Origin of the sequence: Streptomyces sp. NPDC001339, from assembly GCF_042895955.1 — a bacterium.
GTDB lineage: Bacteria > Actinomycetota > Actinomycetes > Streptomycetales > Streptomycetaceae > Streptomyces.
Genome location: NZ_JBIAWT010000004.1, coordinates 588637 through 605269 on the forward strand (window position 1 = coordinate 588637; position 16633 = coordinate 605269).

Below are 16633 nucleotides of genomic sequence, written 5' to 3' on the forward strand. Positions count from 1 at the left end.
TTCAGGCGAGGCCTGCTTCCTCAGAGGGCCTACTTCTTCAGCAGCCCCGCCATCCACGCCTCGACCTCGTCGGCCCGCCGCGGCAGGGCGGCCGACAGGTTCCGGTTGCCGTCGTCGGTGACGAGGATGTCGTCCTCGATCCGTACGCCGATGCCGCGGTACTCCTCGGGCACCGTCAGGTCGTCCGCCTGGAAGTACAGACCGGGCTCGACGGTCAGCACCATGCCCGGCTCCAGCGTGCCGTTGACATACGCCTCGGTGCGGGCCGCGGCGCAGTCATGGACGTCCAGGCCGAGCATGTGGCCGGTGCCGTGCAGGGTCCAGCGGCGCTGCAGGCCCAGCTCCAGCACCCGCTCGACCGGGCCCTCGATCAGGCCCCACTCGACGAGCTTGGTGGCGAGGACGCGCTGCGACGCATCGTGGAAGTCGCGGAAGGCGGCGCCCGGCTTGACCGCCGCGATGCCCGCCTCCTGGGCTTCGTAGACCGCGTCGTAGATCTTGCGCTGGAAGTCGGTGTAGCGGCCGTTGATCGGCAGGGTGCGGGTGACGTCGGCGGTGTAGAGGGTGGTGGTCTCCACACCGGCGTCCAGAAGCAGCAGGTCGCCGGAGCGGACCTGGCCGTCGTTGCGGACCCAGTGCAGCGTGGTGGCGTGCGGGCCGGCGGCGCAGATCGAGCCGTAGCCGACGTCGTTGCCCTCGACGCGGGCACGCAGGAAGAAGGTTCCCTCGATGTAGCGCTCGGACGTGGCCTCCGCCTTGTCCAGGACCTTCACGACGTCCTCGAAGCCGCGCACTGTCGAGTCGACGGCCTTCTGCAGCTCGCCGATCTCGAATTCGTCCTTGACCGCCCGGGCCTCGGAGAGGTAGACCCGCAGCTCCTCGTCGCGCTCGGCGGTGACCTTGTCGGTCAGCGCGGCTTCGATGCCGGCGTCGTGGCCGCGTACGACGCGGACCGGGCCGGTGGCCTCCTTGAGAGCGTCGGCCAGCTCGCGCACGTCCTTGCAGGGGACGCCGAGCAGCGCCTCGGACTCGGTCAGGCTGTGGCGGCGGCCGACCCACAGCTCGCCCATGCCGTTCAGCCAGAACTCGCCGTTCTCACGGTTGGAGCGGGGCAGCCGGTAGATCGTCGCCGTGTGGCCCTCTCCGGCCCCGTCCTTGGCCCCGGCTCCGTCCTTGGCGGGCTCCAGGACGAGGACGCTGTCGTCGGTCTGGTCGCCGGTGAGGTAGACGTACTCCGTCGAGGCGCGGAAGGAGTACTCGGTGTCGTTGGAGCGGGTCTTCAGGTTGCCCGCGGGGATCACCAGGCGCTCACCGGGGAAGCGCGCGGAGAGCGCGGCACGGCGGCGGGCGGCTTGGGGGGCCTGCTCGATCGGCTGCAGATCCCGCAGCTCGGTGTCGGCCCAGCCGCTCTTCATGTTCTCCGCGAGCTCATCCGAGACGCCCGGGTAAAGGCCGTTCTTGCGCTGCTTGATCGGCTGCTCGTCCGATTCCGGGGTCTCCGGCGTCAGCTCGTCGGTCACCATGCCTCCTCGTAAGAGTGAACGCATTCCATCGTATGTGTGCAGGGAACGCGGTCCAGGGGCCGGAACGTGTGACCTCTCAGTCATTACGGTCATAGGGCGCATGGCGGGCGGAGAAGGCGCAGGCGTAGAGGGTGCGGGCGTAGAAGGTGCGGGCAGGGAAAGTGCGGGAGTGGGGCACGGTCGGGCGGGCCTCGTGCGCCGTCCCCGTTACCTTCTGCTGCTTTCCGCTACTCCGTGTAATCCCGACTTCGCCTCCGTGCAATCCCGTCTTCACCGAGGCCTGCGGCCTGCTCTCCCTCTACTCCTCAGATGTCTCCTACTCCTCAGACATTTCCTACTCCTCGGATGTCTCCTACTCCTCGAAGTAGGCCGCCAGCAGAACCACGTCCTCTTCCGACGAGGGATCGTCCAGCCCCTGCGGCAGCATCGTGCGCACCACGTGATCCACCACCGCTTCCGGATCATGGCGGCTCGACCTGGGGACGCTCGCGGCGGCCGTGTGCAACCGGGCGAAGGCGCGGTCCATGGGCTCGCCCGTCCGGTGGAGCAGTCCGTCGCTGTAGAGCAGCAGGGTCTCGCCGGCGGCCGGCTCGATCTCCACGCTCGGCGCTTCCCAGCAGGCCAGCATGCCCAGCGGCGCGGACAGCGAGGTCTCGACGAACTCGGTCCGTAGATCGCCGAGGATCAGCGGCGGGCAGTGCCCGGCCCCGGCCAGCACCAGCTTGCGGGGCGCGAGGGCGCCAGGCGCACCATCCGGCGCCTCGCCTTGTGCACCGTCCGGCTGACCGAGCGGCGGCTCGGTGAAGGCGAACAGCGCGGTGGCACTGCGGGCCGGCTCGGTCAGCCGGAGCAGCAGCTCCAGGTCGGAGAGGACCGCGACCGGATCCTCACCCTCCATGACCGCGTACGCGCGGAGCGACGCCCGCAGCCGCCCCATGGCGGCCACCGCGCTCGGCCCGGATCCGGTGACCGAACCGACGGCCAGGCCCAGCGCCCCTTCGGGCAGCGGCAGCGCGTCGTACCAGTCGCCGCCGCCGCGCGGGCCGGTGCTGTGCCGGATCGCCAGGCGTACGCCGGGGACCCGCGGCAGCCGGTGCGGGAGCAGCTCCTCGCGCAGGGTGGCGGCGGCCTGTCGGCTGCGGTGGAGTTCGAGAAGGCGGGCGAGGTGCTCGGCGGCGTGTGCGCGGTAGAGGCCGATGAGATGGCGCTGGCGCTCGGTGGGCGCGGCGGGTTCGTCGTAGAGCCAGACCGCGGCGCCGGTGCGGCCGACCGGGTCGGCGGTGAGCGGGACGGCGTAGCTGGCGGCGTATCCGAGGCGGGCGGCGACCTCGCGCAGGCGGGGGTCGAGGTCCTTCTCACCAAGGATGTCGGGCTCGCTGATCTCGCGGATATCGCAGGTCGTCTTGCGGTTTCCGTAGCTCTCGCGGGACTCGCGGGACTCGCGGGACTCGTGGGTCCCGAGGGCGTCGCAGGTGTCGCAAGCGGCGCTGGTGCTGGTGCCGTCGCCGGTGCTGGTGTCGTCGCCGGTGGTGCCGGGCTCGGGGAGGCCGTCCAGTATCCGCGCGTACGACAGGGCGCGGCGTGGGACGGTCTCGATGTGCCCGATCTCGGCGTGGCCGAGGCCCAGGCCGACGGTGGTCTCCGGGCCGAGTCCGTCGGCGGGGGCCAGGACGACCAGCCCGCGGCGCGCGCCGACCAGGGCGGCGCCGGCCCGCAACAACTCGTGGAGGGCCTCCTCCAACGTGCGGGTACGGGCGAGTTGTTCGGTCAGGTCGTGCAGGGTGCTGAGGTCGGAGATCCAGCCGGCCAGCCGGTCCTGGACCGCGGCGAGTTGGTCGAGGGCGGAGATGTCGGAGGAGCCGGAAGAGCCGGAAGAGCTGGAAGGGCCGGAAGAGCCGGGAGTACCGGAAGGGTCGGAGGGGAGACCCGACGCGGGGTCGGGGGCGCCTTCGCGACCACCGGCGGAGGCGCCCGCCGGGCCGTCGGCCGTGCTGTCGGCCGAGCCGCTGACCGAGCCGCCGACCGACCCGTCCGCTGAGCCGTCGGAGGTGCCGGACGAGGAGTCGGCGGTGCGGTCCGCAGAGGTGTTCTCCGGATGCGGGCCGACAGTGTGCGTGGGAGTGGGGAGAGCTGGTTCGATTCCAGCCACTTTTGGTACGTGTGGGGCGGTCATGGCTGACGACCGTCGTCACGCAGGGCGTTACACCAGGTCAGGCCGCTGTTAGCTAGGGAGTGCGGCATTTTGTTGAGTGATGTTGTGCGGGACTTTTGGCCGCGCAATTTCCTCAATAGCATCGCAAACCCCCATGTCATGCTGCTCCGCTATCAATGCCTCCACATGTACACGCACCAACGAGGGGATGTCCAGCATTGTCCCCATGGGGTTTGTGGTGTCAGCGAGGTCTGTGGATTGGCCTGAAAACGGCCCCCTGAGCGTCAATTTGAGGTCGACTGGCGCCGATCGACAGCGCGTCATCACCACAGTGGCGGGTACGTACTCGGGAAGGTGCGCGGTCAGTTGGGGCCGCACCGGAACTCTCCGGCGGGCACCGGCGTCTCACACGACGACGACCGTGACGCACCCCGAGTGGCGGGGACTGCACAAACGGAAGCGCAAGCGCCATGCGCGCGCCACCCCCCGCCATGTTCCACGCTCGGCGTATGGCGTGATGCGCTGCCTCGTACGTGCGGTGACCAAAGATCCACGCGGCGTGATCGATGTGCGAGCGACCCTGACCCGGATCGCACGGCTGCCGGGCCGCGAAAGACGCCACACGACGGCATCGAGCGGCACGGGCGAAGCGCAGGTGAACCGGCGAGCAGTGTCGTGCCGTGCCCGGTAGTGCCACGCGGTGCGCGGTGGCGCCACGGGGTGTGCGGTAGTGCGTGGTAGCGAAGCAGAGCTCAGTAGTCAGTAGTGCGGCAGTGCAGTGCAGCAGATGCAAGTGCAGTGCAGCAGATGCAGCAGTGCGGTAGTTCCCAGCAGTGCGGTAGTTCCAGTAGTGCAGTAGTGCCCAGTAGTGCGATGGACGAAGCCCTCGGCGTTAACGGAAAGGAACGAGCGCTCATGCGCGAGATCCTCGGAAGGCGACGCAAGCTCCTGTTCCGGCGCGGCGGACGGTCGGCGCAGCTCGGCGCGGCGCTCCACTGCGCCACCGAGTGGCAGTGGCCGGTGCTTCCCGGTGTGGGACTCAGGTCCGCCGGGCGGCCGCCGGCCGGCGCCCGGCTCGGCCTCGGAGGGCGGCCCACCCGTCGGTGCAACTGCCCCGACCCCGAGTGCGTGGTGCCCGGCGCGCACCCCTTCGACCCGGGCCTGCTGGCCGCCACCACCGATGCCCGGATGGTGCGTTGGTGGTGGACCAACCGGCCGGACGCCCCGGTCATCCTGGCCACCGGCGGCCGGGCGCCCTGCGCGGTGAGCCTGCCCGCCGTCGCCGGCGCCCGTGCCATGGCGGCGCTGGACCACTTCGGCGTCCGCGTCGGCCCCGTCGTGGCCACCCCGACCCGCTGGTCGCTGCTCGTATCGCCGTACGGCCTCGCGGAGTTGGGTGAGCTGCTGTATTCCCAGGACTGGGTACCCAGCTCGCTGCGGTTCCACGGGGAGGGCGGCTATGTCGTTCTCCCGCCGTCCCAGACCGGCGCCGGCCGGGTGCGCTGGGAACGTCCGCCGGCATCCCCCAAGCTCTCCACTTTGTTCGAGCAAGGGGGCCCCTCACCTTCGGCCGCGCCCTGGCTGCCGAAGGTGGCCACGATCGTCGATGCCCTGGTCATGGCGAGCACCAGCGCCCCCGACGGCGGCAGCCGGCTCGCGTACTGAGCGACTTGCGGCTCGCGGCTCCCGTACTGAGCGACTTGCGGCTCCCGTACTGGGCGGCTCCGCGTACTGAGCGGCTGCGGGCTCGCGCACGGAACGGCTCGCGCTGAACGGCTCGCGTCTCCCGTACGGACCGGCTCGGACCGGCGAGGCGCGGTCGGTTCACCCGTCCGGGTGTGACCGGCCCGGATCACTACGGGAAATGGGTGTCCGGGCGGCCGGGGTCCCCCTTGTCGGCCGATAGGTTCGGCGTAACCGGCCACTGGGGGCCTGGAGAGACAGGTCCTGGTGCCCCGGCAGGCAGATGCTGCCTGCCGGGGCGACGAGGTTCGGCGCACCGTCAAGCCGTCGTTCGGCGGCATCTCAATCGCAGGTGGGGCCCATGCAACGCGCGCAGAAACTCCGCATGATCGGGCTCGCCGGCGTGGCGGCGCTCGCCATCGCCGTACCGCTCGGCGCCGCGATCGCCGGCCCGGCGGATATCGCCGCGCCGAGCGCCCCCGTGCCGAGGGCCCGTATGCCGCGTACCCCTATGTCGGGTACGTCCGGAGCAGCGTCCATGGCTGAAAATGGCCATTCGGCGAAAAAGGGCACCAAGGGGGAAATGGGTGGCAAGGTGGGCAATGCGTCCGCTGGTGCCGCCCGTGCGGGCGGGGGCCTCACTGGCCCGCTGGACGACCTCGGCCTCCCGCTGCTCTCCGGCCGTACGTCTCGCTGCGGTCCCGAACTCCGCTCCGCCCGGGGTATCGAGGTCCAGACCTGCGTGCTCGCCGAGCGCGGCCGCACCTGGGCGCGTACGTACTACCGGAACATCACGGGCAGCCCGCTGCACGCCGTGCTGACGCTGCTGCGGCCGGACGGCAGGACCGTCCAGGTGAACTGCGACATCTCACGGACCGCCCGGCCGGGCCTGTGCGAGACCCCGATCGCGCCGACGGTGCGAAAGGCTCGGGTGGCGTACGACGCGGTGGCGGAGATCTCCGATGTGGCGGGGGAGCAGTTGCTGCTGCGCTCCGGCAGCAACGTGAAGAAGGGCGGCAGAGGTTCGCTCCTCTGACGGCCTTGCGACGCGCGTTCCGGTGGGCCCGGGCAGAAGGTCCGATCGGAATACCTGCTTCCGGACATGGAAGCGCCCGGTCGCTGGCGACGGGGGATGCACCAGCGACCGGGCTTTTAGAACCGTAACAAGAGATCGGCGGTTAGCAAATTCGATCGTGGATTTCCGGACGCCTATTTACCGGCAGGTACGGGGAGTTGTGACCGGCGTCACGCGGCCGCCCGGGAGGTGTACGGACCCCGGTACGGATCCCGGTACGGATCCCGGTACGGACCAGCAGGTCTGGAGCACCCAGTACGGCTCAACAGGTATGGGTACCCGGTGTGGCTCAACAGGTATGGAGCCCCCAGTACGGGCTACCCGCTACGGCCCACCCGGTACGGAACGCCGGCCGAGGGCAGGCCCACCCGCCCCTGCCCTCGCCCTCGGCCGTCGCCGTTCAGCTCAAGGTGATCTGACGGTTGGTGAGCCCGCCGCGCGCCCGGCGCTCGTCGGCGGTCAGCGGGACATCCGTCGCCAGCGCCTCGGCCAGCCGCTCGGCGAACGCCGTGGCCGGCTTGGCGACCTCGTCGGCACCCATCGACGAGGGCAGGTCCCAGACCGGAACGACCAGCCCATGGGCGCGGAACGAGCCCACCAGGCGGGTGTCTTCACCGAGCGAGGACGTGCCTGCGGCGTGCAGCCGGGCCAGCGCGTCCAGCAGCTGCTCCTCCGGGTGTGCGGTGACCCAGCGCAGATGGTTCTTCTCCGGGGCCTCGCACCAGTACGCGCCCTCCAGGCCGGGAATCCGGGCGGTCGGAATGGCCGCCGCATTGGCCCGCTCCAGGGAGGCGGCGACCTCACCCGTGGCGTTCTCGGCGTTCTCCACCCAGAACTCGAAACCGGTGTGGACGGTCGGCTCAAAAGGAGCGTCCAGGTCGAGCAGGTCCTGCAGTCGCGGGCCGTCGGCGGTGGGCCGGCCGGCGGCGACCGGACTGCCCGGTTCGGCGGCCAGCGCGCGCTGGAGGGTGTCCGCGAGGTCGCGGCTGATGTCGCCGGAGGCGGTGTCGTTCTGCAGGCCGAGCAGGACCGCACCGTTGTCGCGGCGCAGTGCGGGCCAGGCCATCGGCAGGACGGTCGCGAGCGTGACGGAGGGCACGCCCTCGGGCAGCCCGCCCTTCAGCGTCAACTCGGCGGTGGCGGCGGGCACCAGCTCCCGCAGCGCCACCCAGTCGCACTCTCCGGGCAGGCCTTCGAACGGGCGCTGCACCAGCTCGGTGACGGCGTGGGCCGCCTGCCGCCCGTGACACGCCTTGTACCGGCGGCCGGAACCGCACGGGCAGGGCTCACGAGCGCCGACGACCGGCACCTCGCCATCCTTGATCTGGGGCGCTGCGGCGCGGGGCTGGGGGCGGCGCTTCTTTGCCATGGCGGCGGTGTCTCCCGGTCGATCCTGAGCTTCGGACGCTTTGCCTGACGCTCTCTTCATGCTCTGCACGCTCTGCATGCTCTTCGGCGCGAGCCTAGAGGATCGCGTACGAGGCCGCGCCCGCCTGTGGATAGGCCGTGTCCCGCTCCGACCGCGCCCCGATCCCGCCCCGATCCCGCCCCATCGGATCCACGTACGCGGCCCCGCTGTTCCCATGACGGCGCGTCGAAACGCGTCATGACGGCATGTCGAAACGCGTCATGACGGCATAGCAAAACGGCATAGCGAAACGGCATGTCGAAAAGCGTCACCGCCGCGGTGCTGCGACCCGCCACCGTGGGCACCTTTGGCCGCGGCCTAGGGAAGCTCGTCGAAGTCCACGAGGGCCGGGCCCGGACCCAATGGCCGGCCGCCGCTGCCCGTTCCTGTGCTGCCTGTTCCCGTGCGTCCTGTTCCCGTGCGTCCCGTTCCTGTGCGTCCTGTTCCCGTGCGCCGCGTGAGCGACGGCGGCAGCTCGGCGGACGCCAGGTCCACGCGCGTAGCAAAGGCGCCTTGAAGGGAGAGAACAGCCCAGACCGTCACCTCACCGGTGGCGGTGTCCCGTACGCCCCAGTCCTTGGCGAGCGACCGGATGATCGCCAGGCCACGTCCGCCGTGCGCGGTGACCGAGGGAGTGGCCGGAAGGGGCCGGGTCGGGCCGCCGCCGTCGGTGACCGCGACGGTCAGCCGGCCCTGGGCGTCGATGCGCCAGGACGCCCGGACGGACGCCCGCGGAGCGCCGCGTGAGGCGGCCGAGGCGCGGCCGTCCTTCGGGAGGTCCGGTGAACTGCTCCGCACGTCCGAAGATTTATCCCGTACGACCGGAGAACTCAGAGATCCCGCGGAGCGCGCGGACCCCAGAGGCGCTGCAGATCCCAGAGGCCCCTGCAGCGTCTGCAGTTCCTGTGGCAGTTCCTGTGGTAGTTCCTGCTGCAGTTCGTGCGATTCCGGGCCCCCGTTGTCGTATATCGGACGCGCATGGCGACACGAATTACTCAACAGCTCCGAAAGGATAAGGACCGCGTCATCGATAACGCTGTCTTGAACACCACTTGCCAGCAGCTCTTCCCGCATGCGCCGCCTGGCCATGCCCACGCCCGCTGGACCATGGGGTACGGCCATGATCGACGACGCCGGCACCTCTTGTGCCACCACCAACGCCACCCCCGAGACCTCCTTTGCCCCACGCCAGGGGATGGATGCCCCAATGGACTGGACCGGAAACCGGCCAGACGGCACGCAGTGACGCACTGGACACGATCGAATACGAGCCGAATGCGCCGGTGCACACCCTGTGATGAGCTCTAGCCAAGGCCGAGCTGCATCCGTACCTGTTTGGGGCGATTTGTGATCACCGCATCCACGCCCAGCGCCTGGCACAGCTCGACATCGGCTGGCTCGTTGACCGTCCACACATGGACCTGGTGGCCCGCCTGATGGGCCTTGGCGACGTACTCGGGGTGCGAGCGGAGGATCCGGATGCCGGGGCCCGCGATGCCGACGCCGACCGGCAGTCGGCCGTCCCGGTACCGAGGCCTGAGGAATTGCATCAGGTAGACGCCCGGGATGCCCGGCGCGGCGGCCCGTAGGCGGTGCAGCGAGCGCGCCGAGAAGCTCATGACCCGGACCGGGGGCGTCGAGTCGGCGCTCATGGCCGGTTTTGTATACCCGAACCGTCCGAGCAGCTCGACCAGCCGCTCCTCCACCTGACCGGCCCAGCGCGTCGGGTGTTTGGTCTCGATGGCCAGCTCGACCCGGCGGTCCGCGTCGGCGACCAGCTCCAGCAGCCGCTCCAGCGTCAGTACGGACGTCCGCTCCGGGTCCTCGTACCGCAGGTCCGGAGCCTCGTTCGCGTACCGCAGGCCGGGGGTCCCGTTCGCGGACCCGGGCTCTTTCCACGACCCGAAGTCGAGCGTGGCGAGGTCGGCGAGCTCCAGGGCGGAGACCGCGCCCCGCCCGTTGGAGGTGCGGTTCACCCGACGGTCGTGGACGCACACCAGATGCCCGTCCGCGGTCAGCCGCACATCGCACTCCAGGGCGTCCGCGCCGTCCTCGATCGCCTTGCGGTAGGCGGCCAGGGTGTGCTCCGGGGCGTCCTCGGAGGCGCCGCGATGGGCGACGACGGAGATCGGGTGGCGACCCGGACGACGGTCCTGGGCGGGGTGTGCAGTGCTCACCGCGTTATCGTGCCATCCGCTGTCGCCGGGCCGTCTGGCGCCCACCCCGAGGGCGGAACTGCGGATGCGCGGCATTTGTCCGGCATAAAGGATGGGAGGCGCAGTCACAGCCTCGGCTTACGGCGCTCTGACGCGCGGTGGGAAAAGCTGGGAGGAAGACTCGCCCATATCGTTTGGATCCTGAATCCTGGATTACCCGGAATGCCTGGATCCTGGAGTGACGACCCCCGGAGTGCCATGACAAGCCCCGACAAGCCCGACAGACCGGGCAAGATCCGGTCCTGGGCCTAGTTCTGGACTTGGGCCTGGTTCTGGGCCTGGGTCGCACCAAACCTGGGCAGAGTCCCCACCGGTCCGCCGTGGCGCGCCGACGCCGTGGACGCGAATATGAAGCAAAGCTGAGGAGAGAGTCGTGAGCACCGAGAACGAGGGAGCCGCCGTCCCGTCGGAGGCCAAGCCGCCGACCGGACCGCAGCCGGACAGCGCCCCCGCGTCCACCCCCGCACCGGCGCCCGCCTCCACCTCCGACGCCCCGCCTCCCGGCGCCCAGCCACCTGCCTCCCAGGCTCCCGCCGCCCAGACTTCCGGGGCCCGGACGTCTGAGGCCCGGACGTCTGAGGCCCAGACGTCTGAGATGTCTGGGGCCCGTACCTCCGACGTCCCGCCCGCGCCCGCCACGCCCCCCACGGCTCCCCCGCCCCCGGACTTCCCCCCGACCGAGCCCACCGCGCACACCGAGCCCACCCCGCACCCCGAGCACATCGCGCCTGCCGACCACACCGCCCAGTTCCCGGCGTACGCCATGACCGGCCACGGCTCCACCGGCGGCGGCTGGGGCCAGCCCCCGTACGGCAGCGGCGGCAGTGGTGGTGGCGGTGGCGGTGGCGGCAATCCGTGGGCCGTCCCCGGTGCCCCCTCCGCGCCCGCCCCCAAGAAGCGCAACGGCGGCCTGATCGCCGCCGTCCTCGCGGCCGCACTGATCGCCGGCGGGGTCGGCGGCGGCATCGGCTACTGGGCCGCGGGCCGCGACGGCGGCGCCTCGACGACGGTCTCCGCCCCCGGCGACGCCGGCGCCCTCAACCGCAAGCCCACCTCGGTCGCGGGAATAGCGCAGAAGGCACTGCCCAGCGTCGTGACCATCGAGGCGCAGGGGGCCACCGGTGAGGGCGGTACGGGCACCGGATTCGTCTACGACAAGCAGGGCCACATCCTCACCAACAACCACGTCGTCGCCTCCGCGGCCGACGGCGGGCGGCTCACCGCCACGTTCTCCAACGGCAAGAAGTACGACGTCGAGGTCATCGGCCGCGCCCAGGGCTACGACGTCGCCGTGATCAAGCTCAAGAACGCCTCCGACGCCACCCTCAACCCCCTCCCGCTCGGCAAGTCCTCCGCCGTCCAGGTCGGCGACGCCACGATCGCGATCGGCGCGCCCTTCGGCCTGTCCGGCACGGTCACCACCGGCATCATCAGCGCCAAGGACCGCCCGGTGGCTTCCAGCGACGGCGGCGGCACCAGCGCCTCGTACATGAGCGCCCTGCAGACGGACGCGTCGATAAACCCCGGCAACTCGGGCGGTCCGCTGCTGGACGCCGCCGGTAACGTCATCGGCATCAACTCCGCTATCCAGTCGGCCGGCAACGGCGGAATGGGCCCCGAGTCCGGCCAGTCCGGCAGCATCGGCCTCGGTTTCGCCATCCCCATCGACCAGGCCCAGCGGGTCGCCCAGGACCTGATCAAGACCGGCAAGCCGGTCTACCCGCAGATCGGTGTCCAGGTCGCCATGCGGGACACCGGCGGCGGCGCGACCATCGCCCAGACCGGCAACAACGGCTCCGAGGCGGTCGCCCCGAACGGCCCGGCCGCCAAGGCGGGCCTCAAGCCCGGTGACACCATCACCAAGCTCGACAGCACCGTGATCGACAGCGGCCCCACCTTGATCAGCGAGATCTGGCGGCACAAGCCCGGCGACACGGTCACCCTCACCTACGAGCGCGCTGGCAAGGAGCACACCACCCAGGTAACCCTGGGCCAGCGCACGGGCGACAAGTGACGCGCTAGTCTGATCCCCGCGGCACCCGCGCCACGGCGCACCGGTGCCGCGGGGAGGCTTGCCCGAGCGGCCTAAGGGAACAGTCTTGAAAACTGTCGTGGCGGCAACGCCACCGTGGGTTCAAATCCCACAGCCTCCGCAGGCAGACGGCCCCTGACCAGGAAGATTGGTCAGGGGCTCGCGCCTTACCCGCGCACTGCGACCACCCGGCTTTCCCCGTGATTCCTCGGCGGATCGGGCACGGAAGGGGCACGGTGGCCTTCTGATCCGTAGCTCTATGTGGATCGGTCGGACGCGGTCATAGCAACCGCTCCCAGGTCCCTGAGGGACGCTGCCGGGCTGGAGCGGTTGCTGTAGTTGCTGTACTTCGCTGCTGTACTGCACCATCACCAACCCCGCAGCGGCCACTACTCATGGATCTGAACGCTCCAGCCTTCAGGAACGCGTGGCTCGCACCCCGGAACCAAGATCTCGTGGACATGGTGACGTCCCTTGTCACTTCCCGTGTTCCAGTCCGAAAGTGTTCGGCTGAGGAGACTCACGAACGGGTCACCGACGTTGTTCCAAAGAACGAGTGGATCAAGGTCGCCGTCCCCCGTGTGCACGTATGGCTCGCCACTGGTTAACCGAGCCCAACCGACAATGTGAGCGATCAACAGCTCTTGGTCCTTGTCGTCAGCAATGGCGACACGCCATCCGCTTGGAGCTGCGGAGAAGCTTGTGAAATTCCAGTCTGGCTCTGACATGACGTTGAGGGTCCCATCCGGCGGCGCTGAGCGACAGAGCACCTGGAGCCACGCCGACCTAGTCACTTCAGGTACGTGAGGGGCATCGAAGGGGCACATGCCCGCGCTGGTGGTGTGGAGAGAGTTTGAGGTCTGGCCCTTGGGGTGAGAGAAGGGAGCCCTTACGCTGGTCCGCGAATCGGGCAGGCTCCTGACCTGCCCGCAATAGCCCGATGTGGGCCCCCTTCTTAGAGGCTCGCCCCAAGGGTCAGACCTTAAAGTCTCGGAGCGCCGCCAGCCCCGGCCACCACCTACCTCCATCCCTCCACTCGCACCTTCCTCGCCGTCCTCGGGGATCCTCGCCTGGCTCTGCCCCTGGGCTACGGGCGACGGAGGCCTGCATCGCTGGTCCTGGTGGTGGGTGACTGTAGCCGGTCTGGTGGAGGGTGGCGGTGTGGTGTCGGCCTGTGGGCTGTCTGCTCGGTCCGGCGCTGCTTTTGGGCGGGACAAAGCGTCGAGCGGATTACCCCGTGGCATCTGTGGTGGCGCGGGGCCGGGGGCGGGGGCGGAGCGGGCCGGAGGCAGGAGCGTCGCCCCCAGTCCCCGAGCCCGCGCCGGCCCGCGTGGCGGGCCGGTGGGGTGTGATCCGTAGCGGCGGCTGGTACAGCCGTTGCCCTGCGCGCCGGGTGCCGAAGGCAAGAGCACCTGCAGGGCCAGAGCCACAAGCCGAAAGACCTCCCGCCGGGGCGAAGCTGCGAGACGCTGACCAACGAGGTTCATGACGGTTACTGGTGCCTTGATCGGCACGGCATGGGATCAACGGGCGAACGCCACACGATCGGCCTTGGAGGCCCGTCAAGGGAACGGCCCCCTCCGCGAGAGCTCTCGAAGTGGACCCCCACCCCCTTCCCCGACCGGAGGGAGGGGCTTGATGAGGTAGAGAAACTTATAACAACTCCCATGGTTTCTAGCTCTGTTCACGATGTCAGTACATCGCTGAGCTGGGGCTTTACATGCGTCCCAGATTGGCATATTCGTCTTTCCTGCAACAGCTTGTCTCAGTTGAGACGGACCGGCAGCATGGGTACATGTCCACCCGTCGAAACCGTCAGCGTTCGAAGAATGCTCAGCAACCGCGACCACTGCGTACGGCCACAGCCGCTGCACCAGCAGTCAGCGTGAGCACTCCTGAGGATGCCCGCGCCCAGGCAGTGCGACAGCTCATGGAGCCGGGCGAGGAGCGCGTTCGACTCTCTGCCGAGCTGGAACGGCTGGATGCCAAACTCCGCCCGTTGATCCTCGAAGCCATCGAGGCCGGCGTGCCCTATCGCCGCGTTGCCGAGTTGACAGGAATCTCCCGCGCAACCGTCGCCCGCTGGGGCAAGGGTGGGGAGTAGGGAAAGTTAGACAACGGGCCGCATCCGTACGGACACGGCCCACCCGATTCGAAGGAGTCGAAGCCATGACGAATCAGGTTGTCACCACTATGCCCCAGACTCTTTGTATGGACTGTGGCGGCTCGGAACGCGTATCAGATGACGGGTCAGTAACCGGCCACCAGGGAGCAGAGATCCCGTGCGACTGTACTGCCCCCTGCCCGTGTGAGGGCACCGGATGGATCACAACTTGGGGACCCGATCCTGAGAGCACCACCGACGCACCGTGCTACTGCTCAGCAGGCCAAAGCGCACGACTGTGGATGAACGCGGTCATCGGTGAGGACCGTCGCGACTGACCCTTCGGGCAAGCTCTCCGAAGTGATGGGCAGCTCTGGCTGACGCCGTTGCTGTACTTCGCTGCTGTACGGCACGACAAAGCCCCCTCCGGATGATCCCGGTGGGGGCTTTGATCTGCTGTGCGCTCGGCAGGATTCGAACCTGCAACCTTCTGATCCGTAGTCAGATGCTCTATCCGTTAAGCTACGAGCGCTTGGCTTTCCGGCGGTTTTTCTTGCCGGTCGGCGTTGCGGGAACAACATTACATGACCTGCGCCGTGAGGCGAAATCCGTTCACCTCACCCCCACTGACCTGCGGAAATACGATTCGGGCGCGATTGGGGTGAGGGTCGGCAGGCGCCCGGGGCGCGGGTGACCTCGTGGGAAATAGTGGCGATTGTGACGGGGGCCACGTGAGGTGGTGGCCGTCCGGTGGGGCGGCGGCGAGGGGAAGATCAGGGCAGGCGCTGTGCGCGGCGAATCAGCGGTGGCTGTTGCGCGGCGGATCAGGCGAGGCCAGCGGGGAATCAGGCGAGGCCAGCGGGGAATCAGGCGAGGCCAGGAGAGGCGCTGTGCGTGGTGAGCGTGCCGTGGACGGAAAGCATTCAGGCCCCGGTCGGAGTGACCAGGGCCTGAATTAAGGAGAGCGGAGGCGGAGGGATTTGAACCCTCGATGGGGGGTAAGCCCCAAACCGCATTAGCAGTGCGGCGCCATAGACCGGACTAGGCGACGCCTCCACACACCCCACGCGCGCACGCACGCTGTGGTGTGTCCAGATGATGGCACAGTCCCAAGGGCTGTCACCAATCGCCCCCTACGGTACTAGGCGCGCGGCCCACCCGGCAAAGACGTTCCTGCGGCGAAACGTCGGGCGCGGCAGCGCGTTAGGAGTGTGGGGCCGTGTCGACCTTTGTGTCGCGCGCCCCCGGCGCGTATGGACCGCGTACCGACCGCACTCGCCTCTTTGGAGACTGTGATGCCGTACCAGTGGACGCACCACCGAACGCACGGCCGGACGTACAGACGGACGTACCGGCGGACATCCCACCGGATCTTGCCCATCGTCGCCACGGCCGCCGCCACCGCCGTGCTGGGCCTGGCGGCACCCACCGCATCGGCCACCGTGTCGGCCGCCCCGATCCCGCTGCCGCGCTACGTGTCCGAGGACGGGGTCACGGGCGCGGGCCACCACAGGGCCGTGACCGTCCCTGCCGGCCACCCGGCACCCATCGACCGCTACCGACTCGGCGATCATGGTGATAGCGCAGACGCAGGTCAGGCGCGTCAGGCAGGGCAGGCCGGTCAGGCAGGGCAGGTGGGTGCGGACGGTCAGGGGGAGGCCGTGCATCTTGATCGCGGGGTGCTCGGCTTCCTCTACGGCTTGGATGATCACCGCGAGAACAGCGGGCGCGGCGCGAACGGCGGGCGCGGCGAGAACAGCGGGCGCGGTGGGCATAGCGCGCATGGCGGACACGGCGGGTACAGCAGGCAGGGCAAGCACGGTGGTGCTGCCAAGAACAGCAGCACGGTCAAGCACGGCGGTAGCGGCAAGCACAGTGGTGTCGGCACGCACAGCAGTCCCGGCGGTCCCGGTGGTCCCGGCGGTCGAGGTTCGCGCGGGGCTCAGGGCTCGCCCGTACCGCCCGACGTGCCCGCCTGGACCGGAGTGGCCAGTGACAGCCGTCTGCCCTTCCACCACGACGTACTCGTGCCACACGCCCCCGTCGACCACCTCACCGTCACCGTCCACCACTCCGGTTCGGCGAGCACGAACGGGACCTTCGAGCTGTACTGCCACCCCAGCAGCGGCAGCACCCACCGCGACCCCAAAGGCGCCTGCGCCAAGCTGGACCGCATGACGAAGTGGGGCAAGGATCCGTTCGCCCCCGCACCGCAGAGTGCGCAGTGCACGATGATCTATGGCGGCCCGGCCACCGCGCAGGTCACCGGGACCTGGGCCGGCCGACGCGTCAACGCCCAGTTCAAGCGCACCAATGGCTGCGAGGTCAGCCGCTGGAACGACTTCGAGCCCTTGCTCCCCGCGACGACCGGTTCGAACCCCGTGCCGTGACCTGCCCCATGGCTCGTCCCATGGCCCGCCCCGTGACCCGCCCCGTGACC

The 16633-nt window shown here is 69.6% G+C and carries 11 protein-coding genes and 3 tRNA genes; 7 read left to right on the forward strand and 7 right to left on the reverse strand.

Annotated elements, in window-relative coordinates:
• Positions 1 to 29: 29 nt before the first annotated feature.
• Positions 30 to 1520 carry an aminopeptidase P family protein gene (locus tag ACFY12_RS14825; RefSeq protein ID WP_390716285.1) on the reverse strand — a complete coding sequence of 497 codons (1491 nt, stop codon included), beginning with the start codon at positions 1518 to 1520 and terminating at the stop codon, positions 30 to 32.
• A gap of 355 nt (positions 1521 to 1875) precedes the next feature.
• Positions 1876 to 3696, reverse strand: a complete 1821-nt coding sequence (locus tag ACFY12_RS14830) for a PP2C family protein-serine/threonine phosphatase (RefSeq protein WP_390716167.1) — start codon at positions 3694 to 3696, stop codon at positions 1876 to 1878.
• An 894-nt stretch (positions 3697 to 4590) separates the two neighbouring features.
• On the opposite strand from ACFY12_RS14830, the gene ACFY12_RS14835 reads away from it, so the two are divergent.
• Both ACFY12_RS14835 and ACFY12_RS14840 read left to right on the forward strand, forming a co-directional pair.
• A complete protein-coding gene (locus ACFY12_RS14835) occupies positions 4591 to 5340 on the forward strand; it encodes a bifunctional DNA primase/polymerase (RefSeq protein WP_390716168.1) in 750 nt (249 codons plus the stop codon).
• Between the two features lie 379 nt (positions 5341 to 5719).
• Positions 5720 to 6394: a hypothetical protein gene (locus ACFY12_RS14840; protein WP_390716169.1), complete on the forward strand. Its 675-nt coding sequence runs from the start codon at positions 5720 to 5722 to the stop codon at positions 6392 to 6394.
• Positions 6395 to 6833: 439 nt separating this feature from the next.
• Here ACFY12_RS14840 and ACFY12_RS14845 read toward each other — a convergent pair whose 3' ends face one another.
• On the reverse strand, positions 6834 to 7802 hold the full coding sequence (locus ACFY12_RS14845; RefSeq protein WP_390716170.1) for a DUF5926 family protein: 969 nt from the start codon (positions 7800 to 7802) through the stop codon (positions 6834 to 6836).
• 357 nt (positions 7803 to 8159) lie between these two features.
• Complete coding sequence (locus ACFY12_RS14850) at positions 8160 to 8915, reverse strand: ATP-binding protein (protein WP_390716286.1); 756 nt, start codon at positions 8913 to 8915, stop codon at positions 8160 to 8162.
• A gap of 46 nt (positions 8916 to 8961) precedes the next feature.
• Between ACFY12_RS14850 and ACFY12_RS14855 the strand changes: the two genes are divergently transcribed.
• Positions 8962 to 9087, forward strand: coding sequence for a hypothetical protein (locus tag ACFY12_RS14855; protein WP_390716289.1), 126 nt, complete (start codon positions 8962 to 8964; stop codon positions 9085 to 9087).
• Between the two features lie 58 nt (positions 9088 to 9145).
• On the opposite strand, the gene ACFY12_RS14860 is transcribed toward ACFY12_RS14855, so the two are convergent.
• Positions 9146 to 10018, reverse strand: a complete 873-nt coding sequence (locus tag ACFY12_RS14860) for a glycerophosphodiester phosphodiesterase (RefSeq protein WP_390716171.1) — start codon at positions 10016 to 10018, stop codon at positions 9146 to 9148.
• Between the two features lie 412 nt (positions 10019 to 10430).
• Here ACFY12_RS14860 and ACFY12_RS14865 point away from each other — a divergent pair, with 412 nt between their 5' ends.
• The 3 genes from ACFY12_RS14865 (at position 10431) to ACFY12_RS14875 (ending at position 14193) form a co-directional block, all read left to right on the forward strand.
• On the forward strand, positions 10431 to 12071 hold the full coding sequence (locus ACFY12_RS14865; RefSeq protein ID WP_390716172.1) for a S1C family serine protease: 1641 nt from the start codon (positions 10431 to 10433) through the stop codon (positions 12069 to 12071).
• Positions 12072 to 12123: 52 nt separating this feature from the next.
• A tRNA-Ser gene (locus tag ACFY12_RS14870) sits at positions 12124 to 12210 on the forward strand.
• A 1764-nt stretch (positions 12211 to 13974) separates the two neighbouring features.
• Positions 13975 to 14193, forward strand: a complete 219-nt coding sequence (locus ACFY12_RS14875) for a helix-turn-helix domain-containing protein (RefSeq protein ID WP_390716173.1) — start codon at positions 13975 to 13977, stop codon at positions 14191 to 14193.
• Positions 14194 to 14652: 459 nt separating this feature from the next.
• On the opposite strand, the gene ACFY12_RS14880 is transcribed toward ACFY12_RS14875, so the two are convergent.
• Both ACFY12_RS14880 and ACFY12_RS14885 read right to left on the reverse strand, forming a co-directional pair.
• Positions 14653 to 14725: transfer RNA gene (locus ACFY12_RS14880), tRNA-Arg, on the reverse strand.
• 433 nt (positions 14726 to 15158) lie between these two features.
• Positions 15159 to 15249, reverse strand: a tRNA-Ser gene (locus tag ACFY12_RS14885).
• 317 nt (positions 15250 to 15566) lie between these two features.
• Here ACFY12_RS14885 and ACFY12_RS14890 point away from each other — a divergent pair.
• Positions 15567 to 16583 carry an SSI family serine proteinase inhibitor gene (locus ACFY12_RS14890; RefSeq protein ID WP_390716174.1) on the forward strand — a complete coding sequence of 339 codons (1017 nt, stop codon included), beginning with the start codon at positions 15567 to 15569 and terminating at the stop codon, positions 16581 to 16583.
• Positions 16584 to 16633 lie beyond the last annotated feature (50 nt).